General features: G+C 72.6%; 19 protein-coding genes. 10 read left to right on the forward strand and 9 right to left on the reverse strand.

What is annotated here, in order from left to right; genetic code table 11:
- The first annotated feature begins 3 nt into the window (after positions 1-3).
- Positions 4-2706: a DNA polymerase I gene (polA, locus tag WMF11_RS48295; RefSeq protein WP_437975582.1), complete on the forward strand. Its 2703-nt coding sequence runs from the start codon at positions 4-6 to the stop codon at positions 2704-2706.
- 287 nt (positions 2707-2993) lie between these two features.
- Here the strand turns inward: polA and rpsT are convergent, their stop codons facing one another.
- From rpsT to WMF11_RS48315, 4 genes are all read right to left on the reverse strand, one after another.
- The gene (gene rpsT, locus WMF11_RS48300) at positions 2994-3278 is read right to left on the reverse strand and encodes a 30S ribosomal protein S20 (RefSeq protein WP_437547546.1); all 285 of its coding nucleotides are present in this window, start codon (positions 3276-3278) and stop codon (positions 2994-2996) included.
- A 13-nt stretch (positions 3279-3291) separates the two neighbouring features.
- A complete protein-coding gene (locus WMF11_RS48305) occupies positions 3292-3480 on the reverse strand; it encodes a hypothetical protein (RefSeq protein WP_437547547.1) in 189 nt (62 codons plus the stop codon).
- A gap of 95 nt (positions 3481-3575) precedes the next feature.
- Complete coding sequence (locus WMF11_RS48310) at positions 3576-5075, reverse strand: hypothetical protein (RefSeq protein WP_437975583.1); 1500 nt, start codon at positions 5073-5075, stop codon at positions 3576-3578.
- On the reverse strand, positions 5072-5659 hold the full coding sequence (locus WMF11_RS48315; protein WP_012241290.1) for an RNA polymerase sigma factor: 588 nt from the start codon (positions 5657-5659) through the stop codon (positions 5072-5074). Before WMF11_RS48315 ends, WMF11_RS48310 begins: the two co-directional genes overlap by 4 nt.
- A gap of 441 nt (positions 5660-6100) precedes the next feature.
- Here WMF11_RS48315 and WMF11_RS48320 point away from each other — a divergent pair, with 441 nt between their 5' ends.
- A complete protein-coding gene (locus WMF11_RS48320) occupies positions 6101-7438 on the forward strand; it encodes a S41 family peptidase (protein ID WP_437975584.1) in 1338 nt (445 codons plus the stop codon).
- Positions 7439-7483: 45 nt separating this feature from the next.
- On the opposite strand, the gene WMF11_RS48325 is transcribed toward WMF11_RS48320, so the two are convergent.
- The 4 genes from WMF11_RS48325 to WMF11_RS48340 all read right to left on the reverse strand — a co-directional run bounded on the left by WMF11_RS48325 (position 7484) and on the right by WMF11_RS48340 (position 12675).
- The gene (locus tag WMF11_RS48325) at positions 7484-8731 is read right to left on the reverse strand and encodes an FAD-binding protein (protein ID WP_437975585.1); all 1248 of its coding nucleotides are present in this window, start codon (positions 8729-8731) and stop codon (positions 7484-7486) included.
- The gene (locus tag WMF11_RS48330) at positions 8710-10491 is read right to left on the reverse strand and encodes a glycerol-3-phosphate dehydrogenase/oxidase (RefSeq protein ID WP_437975586.1); all 1782 of its coding nucleotides are present in this window, start codon (positions 10489-10491) and stop codon (positions 8710-8712) included. Before WMF11_RS48330 ends, WMF11_RS48325 begins: the two co-directional genes overlap by 22 nt.
- A gap of 94 nt (positions 10492-10585) precedes the next feature.
- Positions 10586-11329: a glycosyltransferase gene (locus WMF11_RS48335; protein ID WP_437975587.1), complete on the reverse strand. Its 744-nt coding sequence runs from the start codon at positions 11327-11329 to the stop codon at positions 10586-10588.
- The gene (locus WMF11_RS48340) at positions 11326-12675 is read right to left on the reverse strand and encodes a protoporphyrinogen/coproporphyrinogen oxidase (protein ID WP_437547553.1); all 1350 of its coding nucleotides are present in this window, start codon (positions 12673-12675) and stop codon (positions 11326-11328) included. The genes WMF11_RS48335 and WMF11_RS48340 overlap by 4 nt, the downstream gene beginning before the upstream one ends.
- Positions 12676-12913: 238 nt before the next feature.
- On the opposite strand from WMF11_RS48340, the gene WMF11_RS48345 reads away from it, so the two are divergent.
- The 5 genes from WMF11_RS48345 to WMF11_RS48365 all read left to right on the forward strand — a co-directional run bounded on the left by WMF11_RS48345 (position 12914) and on the right by WMF11_RS48365 (position 18114).
- Complete coding sequence (locus tag WMF11_RS48345) at positions 12914-14896, forward strand: aconitase family protein (RefSeq protein WP_437905781.1); 1983 nt, start codon at positions 12914-12916, stop codon at positions 14894-14896.
- A 134-nt stretch (positions 14897-15030) separates the two neighbouring features.
- Entirely contained in the window at positions 15031-15261 is a 231-nt protein-coding gene (locus tag WMF11_RS48350) for a TIGR04563 family protein (protein WP_012241296.1), read from the forward strand.
- Positions 15262-15304: 43 nt separating this feature from the next.
- Positions 15305-16369 carry an alpha/beta fold hydrolase gene (locus WMF11_RS48355; RefSeq protein WP_437975588.1) on the forward strand — a complete coding sequence of 355 codons (1065 nt, stop codon included), beginning with the start codon at positions 15305-15307 and terminating at the stop codon, positions 16367-16369.
- Complete coding sequence (locus WMF11_RS48360; RefSeq protein ID WP_437975589.1) at positions 16366-17574, forward strand: hypothetical protein; 1209 nt, start codon at positions 16366-16368, stop codon at positions 17572-17574. Before WMF11_RS48355 ends, WMF11_RS48360 begins: the two co-directional genes overlap by 4 nt.
- A 54-nt stretch (positions 17575-17628) precedes the next feature.
- Positions 17629-18114 (forward strand): YbjN domain-containing protein, encoded by a 486-nt coding sequence (locus WMF11_RS48365; RefSeq protein ID WP_437547557.1) that lies wholly within the window; start codon positions 17629-17631, stop codon positions 18112-18114.
- A 42-nt stretch (positions 18115-18156) separates the two neighbouring features.
- Here the strand turns inward: WMF11_RS48365 and WMF11_RS48370 are convergent, their stop codons facing one another.
- Positions 18157-19443, reverse strand: coding sequence for a formylglycine-generating enzyme family protein (locus WMF11_RS48370; protein WP_437975590.1), 1287 nt, complete (start codon positions 19441-19443; stop codon positions 18157-18159).
- Positions 19444-19505: 62 nt separating this feature from the next.
- On the opposite strand from WMF11_RS48370, the gene WMF11_RS48375 reads away from it, so the two are divergent.
- The 3 genes from WMF11_RS48375 to WMF11_RS48385 are packed head-to-tail and all read left to right on the forward strand — an operon-like array spanning position 19506 to position 21122.
- Positions 19506-19793, forward strand: coding sequence for a hypothetical protein (locus WMF11_RS48375; protein WP_437547559.1), 288 nt, complete (start codon positions 19506-19508; stop codon positions 19791-19793).
- A 10-nt stretch (positions 19794-19803) separates the two neighbouring features.
- Positions 19804-20766: a prepilin peptidase gene (locus tag WMF11_RS48380; RefSeq protein ID WP_437979403.1), complete on the forward strand. Its 963-nt coding sequence runs from the start codon at positions 19804-19806 to the stop codon at positions 20764-20766.
- Positions 20763-21122, forward strand: coding sequence for a YXWGXW repeat-containing protein (locus tag WMF11_RS48385; RefSeq protein WP_437905787.1), 360 nt, complete (start codon positions 20763-20765; stop codon positions 21120-21122). The genes WMF11_RS48380 and WMF11_RS48385 overlap by 4 nt, the downstream gene beginning before the upstream one ends.
- The last annotated feature ends 73 nt before the right edge of the window (positions 21123-21195 follow it).

A 21195-nucleotide genomic window follows, 5' to 3' on the forward strand; every position in this document is an offset into this window, starting at 1 on the left:
TCCATGTCCACGCGCCCTACCGCGCTTCCCCCGGCCGGAGCTCCGGACGTCCTCTACCTCATCGACCTGTCGGGCTACGTCTTCCGCGCCTACCACGCGATCAGCCCGCTCTCGAGCCCGAGCGGCGAGCCGACCCACGCGACGTACGGCACCGTCGCGATGCTCACGAAGCTCGTGGAGGAGCGGAAGCCCGCGTACCTGGGCGTCGCGATGGACTCGCCGGGCAAGACGTTCCGCGACGAGCTCGACCCCCGCTACAAGGCGCACCGGCCGCCGCCGCCGCCCGACCTCGGGGTGCAGATGAACCGGTGCCGGGAGATCGTCGAGGCGTACCGCATCCCGATCTTCATCCAGGAGGGGCTCGAGGCGGACGATCTCGTCGCCGTCGCCGTCGCGCGGGCCAAGGAGCGGGGGCTGCGCGTCGTCATCGCGTCGAGCGACAAGGATCTGATGCAGCTCGTCGACGGCGAGCAGGTGATGCTCTGGGACGCGATGCGCGACAAGGTCTACGGGCACCCCGAGGTCGTCGCGAAGTTCGGGGTGCCGCCGGAGCAGGTGCGCGACCTGCTCGCGCTCGTCGGCGACACCTCGGACAACGTCCCCGGCGTCCCCGGCGTGGGCCTCAAGACGGCCGCCGAGCTGCTCGCGCAGTTCGGCTCGCTCTCGGCGATCTACGAGCGCATCGGCGAGGTCAAGAAGCCTCGCATCCGGGAGTCGCTCCAGCAGAACGAGGCCGACGCGCGCCTCTCGCAGAAGCTCGTGACGCTCGACGGCGGCGCCCCTGTGTCGCTCGACCTCGAGACGCTGCGCTACGGCGGCGCGGACACCGGCAGGCTCCGCGAGCTCTTCACCGAGCTCGGCTTCTCGCGCTTCCTGAAGGCGGTCCGCGCGCCCGAGCCGACCGCGCGCACGGCGACCTACCGGGTCCTGACAACGCGCGAGGAGCTCGAGGCCTTCGCCAGATCGGCGCGCGCGGCCGGCCGCCTCGCCCTCGACGTGCTCGCGACGAGCCGCGAGCCGATGAGCGCCCACGTCTGCGGCGTCGCGCTCGCCTGCGAGCCGGGGCAAGCCGTGTACGTCCCGCTGGGCCACCGCTACCTCGGCGCGCCGGCCCAGCTCTCGATGAGCGACATCGACGCGGTGATGGGCCCGCTGCTCGCCGACCCCGAGCTCCCGAAGGTCGGCCACGACGTCAAGTTCTGCGAGGTGATCCTCCTGCGGCACCGCATCGGGCTCGTGGGCGTCTCCTTCGACACGATGCTGGCGAGCTACCTGCTCGATCCCGAGGGGAAGAACCAGCTCCACGAGCTCGCCGAGCGCGAGCTCGGCGCCAAGATGCAGACCCTCGACGAGGTGGCCCCGAAGCGCCGCGGGCAGGCGCAGCGCGCCCTCGACGAGATCGAGCTCGGCGAGGCGTCGAGCTACGGGGCCGCGTTCGCCGACGTCGCGCTCTCGCTCACCGACCGGCTGCGCCCGCGGCTCCGCGCCGAGAAGCTCGAGGATCTGCTCGTGCAGATCGAGCTGCCCCTCTCCGCCGTGCTCGCCGAGATGGAGCTCACGGGTGTCCTCGTCGATCCGAAGGCGCTCGCGCAGCTCGGCGCGCAGATGACGACGGAGCTCGCCGCGCTGGAGGAGAAGGCGCGCGAGCTCGTGGGGCACGACATCAACCTGGCGTCGCCGAAGCAGCTCGAGGCGGTCCTGTTCGACGAGCTCAAGCTGCGCTCCCAGCGCAAGACGAAGACCGGCCGCTCGACCGACGCCGACGTGCTCGAGGCGCTCTCGGAGGAGCACCCGTTCCCCGGGGTGGTCCTCGAGCACCGCGCCATCGCCAAGCTCAAGGGCACGTACGTCGACGCGCTGCCGCGCCTCGTGCACCCGGGCACGGGCCGGATCCACACGCGCTGGGGCCAGGCCGTGGCCGCGACCGGGCGGCTCTCGTCGCAGGACCCGAACCTGCAGAACATCCCGATCCGCACGGAGCTCGGCCGGATGATCCGGCGCGCGTTCGTGGCGCCGCCCGGGAGCGTGATCGTGAGCGCCGACTACTCCCAGATCGAGCTGCGCGTCCTCGCGCACCTCTCGAAGGACCCGGTGCTCGTCGACGCCTTCCGCACCGGGCAGGACGTGCACGTGCGCACGGCCATGGAGATCTTCGGCGTGGACCAGGCAGGGGTCACCGCCGAGATGCGCCGCCGGAGCAAGACGATCAACTTCGGCGTGATCTACGGCATGGGCGAGTCGGCGCTCGCCAAGCGGCTCGACATCTCGCGGGCGGAGGCGGCGCGCTTCATCGACGCCTACTTCGCGCGCTACCGGGGCGTGCACGAGTTCATGGAGGGGACGATGGCCGAGGCGAAGCGCTCCGAGTCGGTGCGGACGCTGCTCGGCCGGCGCCGCTTGCTCCCGGATCTGCGCAGCAGCGACCGTATGCGCCGCGCTCAGGCGGAGCGCATCGCGCAGAACACCCCCATCCAGGGGACGGCGGCGGATCTCCTGAAGCTCGCGATGGTGCGCGTCCCGCGCCCCGTCGTCCCCGGCGCGCGCATGGTGCTCACGGTCCACGACGAGCTCGCGTTCGAGGTGCCGGCCGAGGCCGTGGACGAGGCCAAGGCGAAGGTGCGGGAGGCCATGGAGTCGGTCTTCCCGCTCGACGTCCCGCTCGTCGTCGACGTAGGTCACGGACCCACCTGGGCCGACGCCCATTGAAGGGGCGGGCGCCCGCTTCGGATACGGGCCCATCTCGGCGTTTTCGGTGCTCAGCGTACCGGAGTACGCTTCCGCGCCGAAAACGCCGAGCTGGACCCGTCTCCTGTGCGGGTGCCCGCCGCCGGCGTCATGGGTTGAAAGAGGGGCGAAGAAGAGACGCGAGCTCCGGGGCTGTGACGGCGGCAGCGAAGGTCTACGGCAACGGGGGGGGCGGTGTTGCGGGGAGACAAAACGACGACGCCCGCTCCACCTTGCGGTGAGCGGGGCGTACGTGCGGAAGGTTGTTCTCAGCTCGCGGCGGTCTTGGCAGCGACGCTCGCCTTGTGAAGGGCGAGGGCGAGGCGGCTCTTCACGCGCGACGCGCGCTTGGCGGGGATCGTCCCCTTCGACGCGGCACGATCGAGCGCGCTCACCGCGGCGGTCACCGGCGCAGCGGACTCTTGCGCGACGCCCTTCAGCGCGGTGCGCGCCTTCTTGACGGTCGTGCGGAGCTCCGACTTGATGGCGCGATTGCGCGCGGTCCTCGTGATGCGCTGGCGGTTGCGCTTGTCGGCAGATGCGTGATTGGCCATGAGAAAAGCTCTCCTACTTCTTCGCCTGCGCCTCGGCGGGCGTGGCAGCGCGCTGGGCGTCCGGCGCGTTCTGGTCGTAACCCGCCGGGTGGATCGGGAACGCGGGGGTGCCGTGTGCGCGCTCGAAGCGCTTGCGGCGGGTACCCGCCGTGCGCGCCTTGCGCCGGCGGATGCGCTGGGTTTGCTGAGTCGCGGAAACCATGGGGGCGCGCATTCTACCCACGGGGGGGGCTGTGTCAACCGGGAGGTTTTCTGCCCTCCGCGAGGGCGCGCTGCCGTGTGGGCGCGTGGTCAGGGCTAGGGCCGGATCGTCGCGCTGACCGAGAAGGACGGCTTGGAGAAAGGACCCACGTTCGCGCCCTTGAGCGCGGACTGCACGCAGCTCGACTGGCCGTTCGACGCCGCCCACCCGCTGACGCTGACCTTGCTCACCTGGCCCGTCGACGAGAACGTGATCTGCGCGCGCGACACGTCGTTCGCGCCCGCGACGCACGCCTTGGCGCCGCCCATGACCGAGCCGAGCGCGGCCTGCACCGAGCCCTGCGACGGCTGCTCGGGGATGTTCTGCTGCCGGAGCGGGCCCGACGCCGGCACCGGCGCCTCCGAGACGACCGACGGCTGTCGCTCCCCGCTGTCGCCCACGGCCGCCTGCATGGCCGTGGGGAGGTCCCCAGGCTTGCCAGCCGCCGCCGGCGCAGCCGCCGTCTTTCCCTGCTCGGGCTTCGGCGACACGACAGGCGTGGCCGGCGCCTCGACGGCCGCCGGCGCAGGCGTGCCGGCGGGGGCGGCTGGCGCCCTGGGCGCCGCGGCGAGCTTCTCCTCCGCTTGCACGGGCTGCTCGACCACGGCGCGCTCCTCCGGCGCCGCGGCGACCGGAGCAGCCGGCTCCACCCGCGTGTCGCCGCGCGGCGCGGCGGGCGCCGCGACGGTGGTCGGCGCGGGCGCCGTGGTCGCCGCGATCTCCGGCTGCGGCGGAGCCGTCGTCTTCACCATGACGGTGACCGCCGCGGCCAGCCCCAGGGCCGCGACGACCGCGCCGGCGATCATCCCGCCGGATCGCTTCTTCGCTGGAGCCGAGGCCACGGGCGCGGACGGGGCGCGGCGCGCCGCCACCGGCATGACCGCTGCCTCCTTCGCGTCCCCGAACCGATCCGCCGCGCCGGGCCGCGCCGTTTCGGAGGCCTCCACCTGCGAGGGCGCCGACGCGTTGAGCCGGTTCAGATCGATGACCCCGGAGTCCTCGGGCACCCCCTCCGCCGGCCGCAGCGACGGCGACGACGTGCGGGCGCCGCCGGAGAGCGAGCCGCGCCCCGGCAGCGGGGACACACGCCCTGGCGGCGCCGAGCTGCGTCCCGAAGCCGGCAGCGGCGTCGAGAGGGCAGAGCCGCTCATCGCGGGTATACCGCTCGCGCGCCCCGGCGCCTGGCTGACCCGCTCGGCGATCTCCTTCAGCGACTGGCGTCTCTTCTCCGGCGGCCGCGACAAGGTGCCACCCGACAGGCTCTCAGGCTTCGAGGCCCTGGCTGCTTGTGATCCGTCCCCCATGGTGCTGCGTTCTCCTGATGCGCGTGCTTCGCGCGAAGGGTCCTCCGTCTGCTCCTCGCCTGGCGCTGCAGTGAGGTCGGGGGGGGCGAGGAGATCGGCTGCCGCCGTGGTGTCCTCCGAGCGCCGGGAGATGGCGGCCTCGACGATGTGAGCGGCCCGCGTCTCCCACGCCTCCTCGTCGTTCGTCGAGGGCGCGGGGGCAGGCCAATCGTTGAGCATCCCGTCGAGGTCGAGCTTGCTGGTGACGTTCATTCGGCGTCCCCTCCGAAACCGCGCTCCGCGAGGTATGCACGGAGCTTGCGGCGCGCCTCGTGGACGCGCCAGGCGACTGTTCCTTCCGGACAACCCAGGATCCTGGAGGCGTCTTCGTGGGGCACGCCGTCGATGCACACGAGGATGAGCGTCGTTCGCAGCGTGTCCGAGAGCGCGTCGATGCCGTCACAGAGCGCGGCCGCGAGCTCGCGCCGCTGGGTCGACGCGGCCGGATCGACGCCGTGGCTCGGGCGCGTCTCGAGCAGCAGCGCCTCGATCCTCGGATCGTCCGCGGGGGTCGAGTTCTTGCTCGGCTTGCGGGCCCGGATCATGTTGAGCGAGAGGTTCACGGCGATCCGGTAGAGCCAGGTGAACGGTTCGCTCCGGCCGTCGAACCGGTCGAGCGCCTGGTAGGCCCGGACGAAGGTCTCCTGCGTCACGTCCTCTGCCTCCGCGCCCGAGCGGACAAGGTGGAACGCCAGCCGGAAGATGCGCTTCTGATATCGACGAACCAGCACCCCGAACGCCTGGGCATCTCCGCTCCGGGCTTGATCGACGAGCTCACGATCGGTGGGTTTGGCCATCCTAGCCGCCTCGGGGTGCGAGTTGTCTCCCGCGCACGGACGACAGCGCAGCCGCGGACACCTCCTCGCGACGGCCCCCGACCGTCTCGGCGAGAGAAGCCCCTCGCGGCGAGCCCCGCTTCGCGAGCGCGAAGCCGGGCGATGAAGAGGCAAGTTCCACGTTCAGGCGCGCGAAGATAGCCGAACACTCCTCTTAGGACAAACCATGCGCCCGGAGCTTGGGCGCCCTGGTGATCTCGTCGACTGGCGGGCGATACGCCCGCGCTGGCACATCGAAAAGCCTGCGCTGCGCCCCGCCGCCCGGCCCACCGCGCGCCGCGCAGGCGTGTGCCACCGCGCCCCGCGCAGGCGTGTGCCACCGCGCGCCGCGCAGACGTGTGAACGAGCGCGGCCGTCGCCGGCGCACCGCGCCGCCGCCCGCGCCGCTGCTATGGTCGGCGGATGCAACGCTTCTCGAGCTGGATGCGCACCCTGGGGCTCATCGCTGCGGCCTTCGCAGGAGGAGCGGCGACTTCCCACCTCGCGGGCGCGAGCACACAGGCGCAGAGCCCCTACGCTCCGCTCGAGCAGCTCGCGCGGGTGCTCGTGCTCGTGGAGAACAACTACGTCGAGCCGGCGCAGCGCAGCAAGATCCTCGACGGCGCCATCAAGGGGATGGTCGCGGAGCTCGACCCGCACTCGGCGTACATGAACTCCTCGGAGTTCGCCCAGTTCCAGGAAGAGACGGGGGGGACGTTCGGCGGCGTCGGCATCGAGGTCGACGCCAAGGACGACAACATCACCGTCATCGCGCCGATCGAGGGCTCGCCGGCGGCGCGGGCGGGCATCCGCTCCGGCGATCAGATCCTCGCGATCGACGGCCGCCCCGTCCGCGGAGAGCGCCTCGACAAGCTCGTGAAGATCATGCGCGGGGCGCCCGGCTCCCGGGTGAAGCTCACGATCCGCCGGCAGGGCGTGCCGGAGCCCCTCTCGTTCGACCTCACGCGGGAGCAGATCCACGTCACGAGCATCGCGGCGAAGCGCCTCGATCGGGACATCGCGTACGTCCGCGTGAAGCAGTTCCAGGACGGCACCCACGAAGAGATGCTCCGCGCCGCGGCGAAGCTGCGCGCCGCATCGAAGGCGCCGCTGGCCGGCGTCATCCTGGACCTGCGCAACAACCCCGGAGGCCTCGTCAACGAGGCGGAGGCCGTGGCCGACGAGCTCCTCTCCTCGGGGACGATCTACTCGACGCGCCAGCGCAACCAGGTCGTCGACGAGGCGAAGGCGCACGATGGCGGCGCGTTCGCCTCGCTGCCCGTCGTCGCGCTCGTGAACGAGTACTCCGCGAGCGCCGCCGAGCTCGTCGCGGGCGCCCTGCAGGACAGCGGGCGCGCCGTGCTCGTCGGCGCGAGGACCTTCGGCAAGGGATCGGTGCAGACCATCTACGAGCTGCCCGGCGGCGCCGGGGTCAGGCTCACGACGATGCGCTACTACACGCCGAACGGGCGCTCGATCCAGGCCCAGGGCATCCGGCCGGATGTCGTCATCGAGAGCGCGGCGCAGCAGGTCCCCGCCGCCATCCTCCGCGAGCAGGACCTCGAGGGCCACCTCCCCGCCGAAGGGGCGATCGGCGACCGTTCGCCGAGGGCCGTGCTCGTGGAGAAGCGCGCCGAGACGGCCGCGGCGGCCGGCCCCGAGGGCGACATGCCCTCGGATCCCACCCGCGGGACCGACTTCGCGCTCGCCGTCGGGTACCAGCAGCTCCTCCGCGCCATCCCGGCGATCCGCCAGCGCTGAGGATCGCGCGTCGAGCGACCTGCGCCGGGCGCCGCTCGACGCGCGTCAGGCCTCGGCGCCGGCGCGGAGCCCGGTCGTCACCGCGTCGAGCACGGTGCGCGCCCTCCCCGCGATGGTCGCCCCGGCCGCCAGGAGCCCGGGTGCGGCGCGGACGCCCTCGCACCGCACCCCCACCGCCTCCAGCGCGCCCGGGCGCTCGCCGCGGGGCCACGCGACGACGTCGAGCTCCGGGCCTTGCATGGAGCTCACCACGCCGAACGCGCCGCGATCGTCGCCCATCGTGACGGGCGCGGCGATCGAGAGCGCGAACGGCGCGGCGCCGCGCGCCGGAAAATCGGCGCCGGCGCCGCTCTCGGGCGGCGTGTACGCGATCCCGCCGCCGGCGAGACCGCCGATCGCCAGGATCACCCCGTCCGCCGCGAGCGGCACGTCCTCCCCCTCGACGTGGATCGTGACGCCTTCGTCGGGCGCCCCTGGTCCCGGGTGCCCGCCGCCCACCGCGCGCACGCGACCGTGGCGCTGAGTAGCCCCGATCGCCGCGAGCAGCGCGTCGCGCGCCGCCTCGAAGCGCAGCCCCGCCGGCGAGCCGGCTCCCATCAGCGCCTCGCCCACCGGGACGCCGAGGCGGGCCGCGAGCGCCTCGGCCCGCGGAGCGCTCGCGCCGAGCCACGGCCCGAGCAGGATCGCCCCCGCGCCGCCCGCGCCCTCGAGCGCCTGGCGGAGCCGATCGAGGAGCCAGGAGAGCCGCGCCGGGTCGTCGTGCCGGGCCGCGAGATCGCCGTCGGCGATGTGCCGCTCGTCGTCGAAGCGCAGGACCGGCGCGTCGACCGGCAGGAAGCGGAGCCCACGCGCCCGGGCGAACGGCTCGTCCGTGAGCGCCTCCGCGAGAGCGTCCGCGTCCCATGCGGCGCGCGCCGCGCGCGGGACGAGGACGCGCGTGCGGCGGAGCGGGCCGAGGTCGAGCAGCGCGCGATCCCTGCCGCGGGCGGGGCGGATCCGCCCCGCGACGGTCGCGAGGCGCACGCCCGCCGCCTGCGGCAGCTCCCACAGGCCGAGCTCCGCCGCGAACTGCCTCACCGCCGGCGCGAGATCGCTCGCGGGCAGGTCGCCGCCGAGCAGCCGCGACGCCCGCTCGATCTGCTCCCACGGCACGTCGTCCACCGCGCCGCCCCCGAGCGCCGTCTCGCCGACGCCCGCGGAGATCACCATGACCCGGGCCCCGCGCCGCCGCGCGCTCCACGCGGCGGCGAGCCCGGCGACGCCGGCGCCGATCACGAGGATCGATCGCGCCACGCCCTCTCCTCCGGCTCCCTCGCGGCGCGCTGCCCGCGACGATCGGCGTCCTCGCACGCCGCCGCCGCCTCGTCGTCCGCGGGCGCGCCGAGCTCCGACCGGACGCTGGCGATCGCGAGGGCCTCCTGCCGCGCCTGCTCCGGGCCGAGCGCGACCGCGCGGGTCACCGCCTGCCGCGAGAGGAACGCCGCCGCCTGCCGCATCCCGTCGCGCGGCGGGAGCGAGAGCTCCTGCGCCACGATCTGCCCGCACCGCGCCGCGCAGCGCATGCCGCCGCACGCGCCCAGGCCGAGGCGCGTCCGGCGCGCGACGTCGGCCACGCTCCGGGCGAGCTCGTGCCGGAGGACATAACGCACCTCGGCCTCGATCACGGGCTCGCAGGGGCACACCGTCGCGGCCTCGCGCGGCCGCTGCCGCACGCGCTCCTCGATCCGGAGCGCGCGCGAGCCGTGCCGGTACACGAGCCGCCGGGCGGCCACCGCGTCGATCTCCATCCGCCGCGAGAGCGCCAGCGCGTCCACCGTGCGATCGCCGCCGGGCAGCGCGGTCGTGTGCGTCACGCAGCGGGCGCCGAGGTCGAAGCGCCGCGAGAGCACGTCGGTCATCTCCTCGGCGAAGAGCCGGAAGCTGGCCAGCTTGCCGCCGATCATCGAGTAGAGGCCCGGCGCGCCGTGCGCCGCGTGATCGACGATCTGGTGCTCGCGCGAGAGCGCGTCCTCGGTGGGCCCGAACGCGTAGAGCGTGGGCCGCACGCCCGCGAACGTGCCGATCGCGCGCGCCTCGTGGATCTGCGGGAACACGCGGGCGATGCCCTGGACCAGGTACCTGACCTCCTCGCTCGTCGCGCGGACCTGATCGAGATCGCCGTAGAAATCGTCGTCGGTCGTGCCGATGACGCTCATGTTCTCCCACGGCTCGAGGAAGATCTGACGGCCGTCGATCGTCCTCGCCATGATGGCGTAATTGGTGAGGCGCCGGTCGAACACGACGTGCACGCCCTTGCCGGGCCGCACGCGCGAGCTCGCGGCGGGGAGGCCGGCGAGGGACGACGTGACCGGCGACCACGCGCCCGTCGCGTTCACGACCGTGCTCGTGCGGAGCCGCCCGCCTTCCCCCGTCGTGCGGTCCCGGTAACGGACGGCGACGACCTCGCCGGTGTCCTCGCGGCGCTCGATCCGCTCGACCGTGTGCCCCACGTAGACCTTGGCCCCGCGCTCGATCGCGTCGACCGCGTTGGCGACGCAGAGCCGCGCGCCGTCGATCCCCCACTCGTCGAAGCTGAAGCCGCCGACCAGGTTACCGTGCAGCCCCGGCTCGAGCCGGCGGAGCTCGTCGGGCGTGAGGCGCGCGTGCGGCTTGCCGCGCTTGAGCGGCTGGTAGTTGTCGTACGCCTCGAAGAAGGCGTCCGCGAGCGGGTAGAGGAGGCGCCCGTGCCGCGCGTTCTCGAACGGCACGAGGAAGGGGATCCGGAAGAGCAGGTGCGGCGCGATCGCCTGGATGTGGCCCGAGTCGCGGCACGATTTCTCGGTCACCTGCGGATCGCTGGTCAGGTACCTGAGCCCGCCGTGGATCATGCCGCTCGAGTTGCCGCTCGCGCCGAACGCGAGATCGTTGCGCTCGAAGAGGGCGACCCTCAGGCCCCGCTGCGAAGCATCCCGCGCGACCCCCACGCCGTTCACGCCGCCGCCGATGACCACGACGTCCACGTCGGTGTCCGCGCGGCGAGCCGGTCTTGCGGCGCTCGAGAGGAGGATCGTCACCTGCGGCGTATAGCATGCCAGAATTTTTCCACGAGCGGGCCCGGCCTCGCGCGCGGCGCTGCGAATGCTGCGCGAAGGTTGGAAGAGCCGGCCGTCAGCCGCGGACCCGGATGGCCCAGGTCAGCTTCGCGAGGCTGCGCAGCACGTTCGGGACGCGGCGGGTAAGGTTGATCGAGGGGCGCCGCTTCTCCAGCACGCGGACGGGGATCTCCTCGATCCGCAGGCCAGCGCGGTAGGCGCGGATGACGAGCTCGCTGGCGAACACGTCCTTGTCCACGACGCAGTCGCGCGCGATCCCGAGGAGCGGCTCGCGCAGGAACGCCTTGAGCCCGTGCGTGTCCGTCCCACGGAAGCCGAGCGTGGCGCGGAGGAGCCCGTTGTACATCTGGCTCGCCGCGTGCCGCGCCCACGGGCGATCGTCGCGCGCCCCCTGGATGAGCTTGGACCCGATCACCATGTCGACGCCGCCTGCCCGCAGCATCGCGATGGCGCGGCGGTGGAAATCCACGTCGCAGAGGTCGATCTCGTCGCAGAGCACGAAGCGCCCGCGCGCCCGCTCGATGCCCGCGCGGAGCGCGGCCCCGTAGTTGGGCTCGCCGATCGAGAAATGGCGCACTTCCGGGTACTTGCGCGCGAGCTCGCCGGCGATGGCGAGGGTCCCGTCGCGCGAGCCGTTCTCGGCGAGCACGAGCTCCCAGCGCCAGCCGAACGACGAGAGCCGCTCGCGCAGATCCACGACGGCGGCGTGGAGGATCGCCTCCTCGTTGTAAACGGGGATGACGATGGAGATCTCCGGCGATCCGGCCGCATCCTCGCGATCAGGCTCGGCTGTGCTCACGGCGCGCCTCCGAGGAGCGCCTGCGCGCGGTGGGCCGCGTCGCGCCCGAAGTGGAGCGCGTCCTCCATCGAGGAGTAGTTCCAGCCGCCGTAGCGCCCGCACGAGAGGATGCGCTGGCCCTCGAGGAACGGCCGAACCGCCTCCAGCGAGCCGAAGTAGCTGTGATCGAACACGACGTACGCGTGGTCGATGCGGCGCAGGCGGGCGAAGCGGATGGCGCTGGGGGCGGGGATGAGGCCCATCTCGACGAGGCCTTCGGCGACGCGGGGGAGCAGCGCCGCGAGATCGGGCTCGGCGCGATCGGCGAGCTCGACGTAGAGGCCGGCCTTGCCCGGCGGGGCCATGGCGGCGGAGAAGTGGGAGTAGCAGCCCACGCGGTAGAACGGGTACTTCGCCTCCGGGACGTACACCCAGTGCAGCGGCTGCCCGCACGGGGTGTCCAGCGCCACATCGAGGTAGTAGAGGTGCGTGCAGCGCAGCCGCGAGGCCGCCTCGCCGACGGCGCGAGGCGCGTCCGAGAGGAGCCTGACGAGCGCGGGCAGCGGCGCGGACGAGACGAGCACGTCGTACCGGACGATCTCGTCGTCGAACACGAGCTCTCGCGCGCGCCAGTCGATGGACCTGGGAGAGCGGCTGAGCTCGATCGCCGGCGTTCCAGCGTCCCGCGGCCGCTGCTCGGCGAGCGCTCGCGCGAGCCCGTGCGTCAGCTGCCCGATGCCGAGCCGCGGGTAGAGGAACCTCGCGTTGTAGCCGAGCTCCCGGTCGTTCAGCCCGACCGCCCCGGCGAGCACGTCCTCCAGCTTCGGTATCGGGACGAAGCGGGAGCACCAGTCGGCGGTGATCTCGCTCGGGTGCACGCCCCAGAGGCGGCTGTTGTAGGGGAGCATGAAGTGGCGGCTGATCCCCTCGCCGAAGTGCGCCAGACAGAACTCCTCGAAGTTCCTTGGCAGAGGTCGGTCCTTGGCGAAGTGCGCCTCGATGAAGCCGCGGAGGCAGTCGTAGGCCACCGCGGGCGGCAGGCCGAAGGTGTTCGCCTGGAACGGATAGCGGGTGTACGTGCCGTTCGACCAGATCATCGAACGTCGCTCGATCTCGAGCGGGTCGGGGCCCAGCCAGCCCAGCGCGAGCTCACGGGTCGCGGGGTCGCGCAGGTGGAGGAGGTGCCCTGTCCGATCGAAGCGGAAGCCGGCGTCCTCGAGCGTGATCGCGTGGCCGCCCGGGCGCGGCAGGCGCTCGAACACCCGGTGCGGCACGCCGGCCCGTCCCAGGTGATACGCCGCTGCCATGCCCGTCAGGCCGGCGCCGAGGATCGCGACGGGAACGCTGGAGATCGTGGGTCGGGTCATCGCTCGCGGCCCGGCCGCGGCCGCGAAGACACCATCTCCCCGGTGCGTCGTCAAGGCACGCTGCCGTCCAGGCGCTCCTCGGCTCATGCTGGATTTCCTGCCTTCGACGTAATTCGACGTAAGCCGCGCGGAGCTCCGCGCGCGCCGGCAAAGACCGCCGTTGGCGCCTCCGCCCAGAGCGACTAGGTGTGGAGAGGTCCCAGCGCGCGCCGCGCGTCCCGGGGCGTCCGAGGTGCAGATGCCGATCCCGCGCCGGAAGTCCGTTCAAGTCACCGGGAGGACCCTCTACCTGACCGAGGACCCGGCGCTCCTGAAGCAGCAGCTGGCGGGCGGCGAGCTTCGCTTCGAGCCCGAGCAGCACGCGCTGATCGACAACATCTCGACCGACGAGCTCACGCCGGGCTGGGTCTGTTACTACTACGACGAGACGCTCGCCCGTTACTGCCTGGTCGGTCTGCGCGGCGGGCACATCGAGCGCGACGCCATCAAGAACGGCGGCTTCGGCGTCATCGTCAGCGGGCGCTCGAAGGGGTGCGGCAGCTCGCGCGAGACGGCGCCGTACTCGGAGCGCGAGGCGGGGATCCAGATCGTCGTCGCGCGCAGCATCGAGAAGATCTACGGCCAGAACTGCCAGAACATCGGGCTGCTCACGACGACCGATTTCTCGCTCCTCGACCGGATCGCGCGGGGCGACGAGATCCCGATCGGCGAGTTCACCCGCGGGCTCGACCCGATCAGCGCCGACGTTGTCGAGTACGGTGGCCTCTTCGCCTACAACAAGGCGCGAATGGCCGGCGAGGTCTCGCCGCCCACCCTGGCCACGCCGCCTCGGCCGATGACGCTGTGCGAGAAGATCATCGCGGCGCACGCGATCGTGGACGCGCGGGCAGGGAAGGTCGGCGTCCCCGCGGTGAAGCCTGGAGACGCGCTCTTCGCCCGCATCGACGTGCGCTTCTCGCACGAGTACGTCACGCCGATGGCCGAGTCGCTCTTCCGGGCGGGCGTCGGGCCGGACGCGGTCGTGACCGAGCCGGAGAGCGTCTTCGCCTTCCGGGATCACCTGACGTTCCTCGATCGCGTGATGCCGGAGGCGCACCTCAGGCTCGGCTTGCGGGAGCAGGCGGCGTCGCTCGCGACGGTGCAGCAGGCCTTCACCGAGCGGCACGGGATCAAGCTGTACGGCGAGGTCGAGCGCGACGGCAGGACCGTGGGCTCGGAGGCCATCTGCCACAACAAGGTGATCGAGGAGCTCGCGCTGCCAGGGCAGATCGTGGCGGGGACCGACTCGCACACCTGCATGGCGGGGGCGCTCGGGTGCTTCGCGTTCGGCGTCGGCTCGACGGACATGGCGAACGCGTGGCTCACGCGCGACGTCCGCGTCGCGGTGCCGCAGTCGGTGCGCTTCAACCTGACGGGGCGTCTCGGGCCGGGGGTCACGGCGAAGGACGTGATGCTGTTCCTGCTCTCGCAGCCGTTCTGGAAGACGGGCCAGGGCATCGGCAAGGTGCTCGAGTTCGCGGGGGATGGCGTCCGCGCGATGGGGCTCGACGAGCGGGCGACGCTCACCAACATGGCGGTCGAGGCGGGCGGCTTCACGGGGATCATCGAGGCCGACGAGGAGATCGTGCGCTACCTCGTCGAGCAGCGCGGGCTCGCCGCGGAGGACGTGCGCGCGCGCATCGTGCGCGCGGATCCCGGCGCGGAGTACATGGCGACGTTCGACGTCGATCTCGCGTCGGTCGAGCCGATGGTCGCGACGCCGGGCGATCCGAGGAACGGCGTGCCCCTGCGGTCGCTCGATGAGGCCGCCGGCGGTCCGGTGAAGATCGACATCGCGTACGGAGGCTCGTGCACGGGCGGCAAGAAGGCCGACATGGACATGTACGCGTCCGTGCTGCGCCAGGCGGTCGAGCGGGGCAAGCGCGTCGCTGACGGCGTGCACCTCTACATCCAGTTCGGCTCGCAGGACATCCGCCGCTACGCCGAGGCCAAGGGCTACCTCGAGATCTTCGAGAAAGCCGGCGCCGAGCTCGTCGACCCCTCCTGCGGCGCGTGCATCAAGGCCGGTCCCGGTGTATCCGACCGCAAGGAACAGGTCACGGTCTCGGCCATCAACCGGAACTTCCCGGGGCGAAGCGGGCCCGGCCAGGTCTACCTGGCCAGTCCCCTCATCGTCGCGGCGAGCGCGATTGCGGGGAAGATCGCATTCCCGGAATCATGACGCAGAGCGCCTATCGCGGTAATACACACATAGTTGCCGCAATCGGCATCATGGAAAAACGAATGCTTTCCACGGAAGTGCACCGTACGCTAAGGTGCTCTTCTGTGGCGGATCGGGAGGAGCCCCTAGAGCGTATGACCGACAAGGACACGCTGGCGAAAAACAACGAAGCCTCGAAGACGGACAAGCGGAAGCAGAGCCTCTACTTTCCGGAGTCGATGCTGCAGGAAATCAAGGAGGAAGCGGCGCGGCTCGATCGCTCGCTTTCTTGGGTTGTGCAGCGCGCGTGGAAGCTGGCGCGGATAGACATCAAAAAGCTTCCGAGTGTCAATGACGTGGCTGACGACGAGGACAGCGGCGACTAACATCGCCGCGAGCCTCGCGTAAAGCCGCGTCGCTCGGGGATCGATGGGCCGAGAGCTTTTCGCCGCCGGGAAGGACGGTACGCGGATTTACGTCCGCTACCGGGAAGGTCCCGGCGGCAGCGGAAGCTTTGCCAGCGGGGTCGGGGCGGGCTCGGGACGCCTCACCGCGGTGCTCTGTGACGGCATCGCGTGCGACGGCTTCATCTGGAAGTACCTCTGGGACGACCTGGCCCGTACGGTCAACGTCGCCCACTGGAACTATCGCGGCCACGGTCGTAGCAGCTTGCCTTGTGATCCGCAGGCGGTCGAGCTGCGCGATCACGCCAGCGATCTGGCGGCTGTGCGCGCGTCGATCGGCGATGGCCCCGTGGTGCTCTTCGGGCACTCGATGGGCTGCCAGGTCGTCCTGGAGCACCTGCGGACCCACCGCGAGGGGGTGCGCGGGCTCGTGCTGATCTGCGGCTCGTCCGGCAGGATCACGCACCATTTCAAGGGCACGGACGTGCTCGCGCAGCTCCTGCCGCGGCTGATCGAGCAGGTCGACGCGTACCCGCACATCGCGCGCGCGCTCTGGAGCCGCGTGCCCGCGCCGATGGCGCTGCGGATCGCGCTGCTCACGCGGGAGGTCGACGCGAGCGCGGTCACGCCGGCGGATCTGCTGCCGTACATGCGGCACATGGTCGACATCGATTTCTCGATGTTCCTCCACATGCTGCGCAGCGCCGGCGAGCACTCGACGCTCGAGCTGCTCCCGCAGATCGACGTGCCCGCGCTCGTGATCGCGGGCGATCGCGACACGTTCACCCCGCCTCGGCTCGCAGAGGAGATGGCGGCGGCGCTGCCGCGCGGAGAGCTGATGATGGTGAGCGGCGGCACGCACGTCGTCCCGCTGGAGCGCAAGAAGATGGTCATCGAGCGCGTGGAGCAGTTCCTCCTGGAGCGCGTCATCGGCGGCGCGTCGCTCGGGGCGAGCGCGCGGGCGTCAGGCTCGCAGGCTGCGACGGATGACGGGCGCTCCCGGTCGCTGGCCGAAGAGGCGTCGTCGCAACGTCTAGCCGAGGGCGGGTCCTCGCCGGACCATCCGCGCGGGCTCTCGAAGGACGGATGAGCCGGTGCGCGCGCGACCTGCGCGCCCCCGGATCGGCGCGCGGACCGCTGCGGCGCCTCGGCGGCGTCGGGGCGCAGCGCATGCTCGTCGCGGCGGCGCTGCTCGCGGTCTCGTGCGCGCGACCATCGTCCGAACGCAGCGACGGGTCCGTCGGCGCGATCGCTGCGCTCGTCGACGAGGAGAGCGCGCCCGCGATCGGCGCGCCCACGGCGGGCTCGCCGGCCGATGCGCGCCCGGCAGGCGATGCGCGCCCGGCAGGCGATGCGCGCCCGCCGGCCGAGCAGCGCTCGCCTCCCGCGTCGAGCGCCTGGGCCGCGGGGGAATCGCGCGTCGCGCGCGCCCTCCAGCGCTCTCCCCTGCGCGCGCTGCGGCTCACGGGCAAGGTGGCGGACGGCCGGTTCGAGGCGACGCTCTCGCTGGGCGGGCCCGCGGAAGGAGCGGCCCCGCGCGAGGTGAAGGTGAAGCTCGCGCCGGCCCAGAAGAAGGCCCCGCTCGCGTTCCGGCGCCCGCTCGCGTTCTACCGCATGGCGAGGGCGCTCGGCGCGCATGTCGTGCCCGCCGCAGCGGCGCGACGCATCGGCATCGGCGAGCTCGCGGCGCTCATCGGCCGGGAGCCGAACGCGCGCAAGCTGCTGCGTCGCCTCGCCGTCATGAACGACGGGACGGTCGACGCGCTGGTCCTCGCGCCGGCTCCCGGTCCGCCCGGCCCGCGCTGGCTCTCGCCTCGCCGGCGGTCCGTACGCTTCGACGACGCGCCCGAGCTCGACGTGTGGGCGCGCTGGGCTCGGTCGCCGTCGCCTGTGCGCGGCGAGCGCACGGTCATCCTCCGCGACTACCTGGAGGTGCTGGCGCTCGATTACCTGGCGGGGAACGGGCTCCGGAAGGAGATCGTCATCGACGTGCACGCGGGAGCGCTCAGCCTGGAGGCCAACGCGAGCGCCTTCCCGCTGCACGTGAAGGCGCACGAGCTCGATCGGCAGCTCGAGCGCCTCGTGGAAGCGGTGCGGTTCCCCCGGGCCCTTCGCGATGCGCTCGCGCGCTTCGGCCCCGAGGAGGCCGCCGCGGCGCTGCGCCCCGGCGGCATCGAGGAGGAGCTGGTGCCGCCGCGCGCGCTCGTCGAGCTCGAGGAGCGGAGGCAAGCGCTGCTCAGCCTGATCGCGGCGAAGCTCGCCGACCGGGGAGAGGACGCCGTCCTCAGCCTCTAGCGCCCCTCGCCTCCGTCGCTTGCCCCTGCGAGGGGGCTTCCAGCGCGCCGCATCTTGATCTCCGGCGGCGGCAGGGCGATCACGTCACCCGTGATCGACGTGGCGACCCTGCAGCGCTGGACGGAGGAGATCGGCTACAGCGCCGAGCTGACGAAGCCGTCGACCCTGCGCATCCGTCCGCGCGAGGAAGGGGTCGTCGAGCTCCCTCCGTTCTACGTCCAGTGCACCGAGAACTGGGTCGTGCTCTCGATGTTCGGCGTGCTCGATCTGCTCGACGCGCAATGCGACGCTGAGGGCGGCGCTGCGATGCCGCCCCTGGCCGAGGACACCGGCCAGGTGCTCGGCTTGCTCCGTCATCTGCTCGAGGCCAACCGCGACATGCGCGTCGCCAAGTTCGCCCTCGACGATCGGAACGAGATCCTGCTGTGCGCCGAGCTGCCCACCGAGTCGCTCGACCGCTCGGAGTTCGTCGACGCGGTCGAGCGGATCATCGAATACGGCACGACCTACCAGCACACCCTGCTCGGCGCCGACACCTGAGGCGCCGGGGCGCGCCGGTGTCCGGTCCGCGCCGCCGCGGGGTCACTTCTGCGTGATCACCACGCGGCTGTCGTCCCGGTAGGTGATGTTGCCGGACTCGCCGCGGCAGTCCCAGCAGGTCGCCCACGCGAGCCGTCGCCGCACGTAGCCGTTGAACCCGAGCGCGAGCGGCCCCGGGTCGTCCTTGAGCAGCAGCGACGACGCGATGCGATAGCGATCTCCAGGGAGCTTCAGGAACGCGACGATGAACGCGTCGTCGTCGGCCTTTCCCGTCACGACGAGCACCTCCTCGCCCGGGACCGGGTTCCAGAGCAGCGGAGACGTCGTGAGCGTGGTGTTCGGGGGCGGGCCCGGCGCGGGCTGGCTCGCCGGAGCGCCGCTCGGCGAGAGCCGCGTCCGGCCCCGGCTGAGCACGGCGTTCGCGTCGTCGGGCTCCTTGAAGAAGGAGATCTGCCCGCCGAGGTCGCGCAGCTGCGGCACCGACGCGAGCAGCTCTGCGACCTGCTGCGGCCCGATCTCCGCGCGCCGGAACGTCTGCTGCCACTGCGGCGACGGGATCGACGCCGCGTTCGGCGCGCCGTGGCAGCACCGGAAGCCGATGTCGTCGCCCGACACCGCCGGATCGACCGCGGCGCGGCGCGCGCACCGGTGATCCACGGCGCTCGCGCTCGCCGTGGCCCCGCGCACGGCGGCGGCCCTGGGCTGGAGGTTCTCGATCGGCGCGATGTCGCTCGCGGTCCACTCGCGCAGCGCAGCGCCCATCCCGACGACGCCGAACCCGGACGCGCACGACGCGGGCGCCTTGGCGCACGCCGGGTCCCACGCCGCGCCGCCCGCGTAGGGCGTCCCCTCGGGGCCCTTGCACGCGCGCTCCCACTCGAGCTCGGTGCACAGCCTCCCGCCGGCCTGCTGGCAGAGCTCCGAGGCGCGCGCCCGCGTCACCCCGGTGAGCGGAGCCTGCGCAGGATCGTTCGGGTACAGGTGGCGATCGACGGTGAAGCCGCCCAGCTCGACGTCGAGCAACGCCGGCTCGAGCGTCGGATCGCGCCCCTTGTCCCCGGGCGTGCTGCCCGCGACGAGCTTTCCAGCAGGGATCTCGATCCGCGCGGGCCCGGCCGCCGCGGCGCCGGCCCGCGGCGTCGCGCTCGCGGCGGGCGACTCGTTCTCGGCCGCCTCGAGCACCTTCCCCTGGGGCGCGGGCGCCTGCGGGGCGCCTCCGTCCGCGCGCTTCTCCCCGGGCTCTCGCTGCTCGGCGCGGCTGCAGCCGGCCCCCCCGGCGATGCCGGCGGCCAGCAGGATCAGGGCAACGGCAGGCGTCCTCGTCGGCACGGTTCCTCGTGAGCGCCTCGCCTTATGTCGCAGGACCCCTCGCCCGTCAAAGTGCCCGCGCTATGCTGGCCGGGATGGGGCAGGGCGTGAGCGGCGCACCGGATCCGATGGCCTCGCAGATGGCGCAGCTCCTCGCTGGCAGCGATCTCGACGAGCTGCGCGAGATCGTGAAGCGGTGGGTCGCCGAGGCGCCGACCGAGGGTGTGCGCCGTCACTACCAGGAGCTCGGCGGCCGCCTCGTCGATCTCAAGGCGGCGCTCGCCGAGAACCCCGTGCAACCGACGATCGCGGAGCTCGAGCAGGCGCTCACGATGATGCTCCGGCTCGCCGCGTCGAGCCCGAGGACGTGAGCCCCAGGTGATGCTCGCCGATTTTCCCCCGTGGTTCCTGCGCGCCTTCGGGCTCTGCTTCGGCCTGCTCTGGGGGAGCTTCCTCAACGTCGTCATCCACCGCGTCCCGCGCGAGCTCAGCGTCGTCCGTCCGGGCTCGTGCTGCCCGGCGTGCGGCGCGCCGATCCGCGCCTACGACAACATCCCCGTCCTCAGCTACCTGCTGCTGCGCGGCCGCGCTCGCTGCTGCGGTGCGCCCGTGTCGCCGCGGTATCCCCTGGTGGAGGCGGCGGGCGGCTTGCTCTCGCTCGCGATCATCGAGGTCATCATCCTCCGGCTCCCCGGGACGACGCCGGCCCTCCACGCGCTCGCCACGTACACCGCCGGCCTGGCGCTCGCGCTCGGGCTGCTCGCGGCGACGTTCATCGACCTCGAGCACATGTTCATCCCCGACTCGATCACCATCGGCGGCGCGGTGCTCGGCGTCGCGACCGCGTCGCTGCGGTCGATGGGCTTCGTCGACGCCCTCGTCGGCGCCGCGGTCGGCTTCGGCATCGTCTGGCTCCCGTTCGTCGTGCTCTACCCGCGGATCCGCGGCGGCCGCGTCGGCATGGGCCTCGGCGACGCCAAGCTCCTCATGCTGGCAGGCGCGTGGTTCGGCTGGGGGGGCGCCCTGTTCGTGCTCGGCGCCGGCGCCATCCAGGGATCGATCGTCGCGATCGCCATGCTGCTCCTGCGCGGGAGCATCGAGGAGCCCGAGGCGGTGCGCCTCGAGCGGGAGCAGATCCGCGCCGAGCTCGCGGCCATGTCCCCCGAGGAGCGGGCCGCCGCCGAGGAAGAGCTGGCGCAAGATCCGCTCGCGGAGGAGCCTCGCGAAGGGTTCGGTCAGGCCCGCATGGCGTTCGGCCCGTTCCTCGCGCTCGCGACGCTGGAGTGCTTGCTCGTCGGCCGCGACGTCCTGGACGCGTACCTCTCCTGGATCGACGCAGGATGAACGCCGCTCTGCGCCGCGCGCTCGGGATCCCGCTCGCGTCGCTCCTCGTGCTCGCGGGCTGCGGCGGCTCGCTCCCGCTGCCGCCGACCGGCCCTCACCTGCCGAGCGAGACGATGGTGGTCGTGCCGTACCCTCCGCCGCCTGCGCGGGTCGAGATCATCTCGCCGTCCGAGCGGCCGGGCGATGTGTGGATCGACGGCGAGTGGCAGTGGCGGAGCCGCCGCTGGGCGTGGCAGCAGGGACGATGGGAGCCCGTCCCGCCGGGCGCGTACTTCGCGCCTGCCACCACCGTGCGCCGCGCAGACGGATCCCTTGTGTGGTTCGCCGGCGTGTGGCACCTCCCCGGCAAGAAGTGATCGACACCGCGGCCGAGCGATGGGAATTCACGTCGTGCCGAGGTGCCCGCCGCCCGATCGGCATCGGCGAGCC

Source organism: Sorangium sp. So ce295 (assembly GCF_051527405.1).
Taxonomy (GTDB): Bacteria; Myxococcota_A; Polyangia; order Polyangiales; family Polyangiaceae; genus Sorangium; species Sorangium cellulosum_B.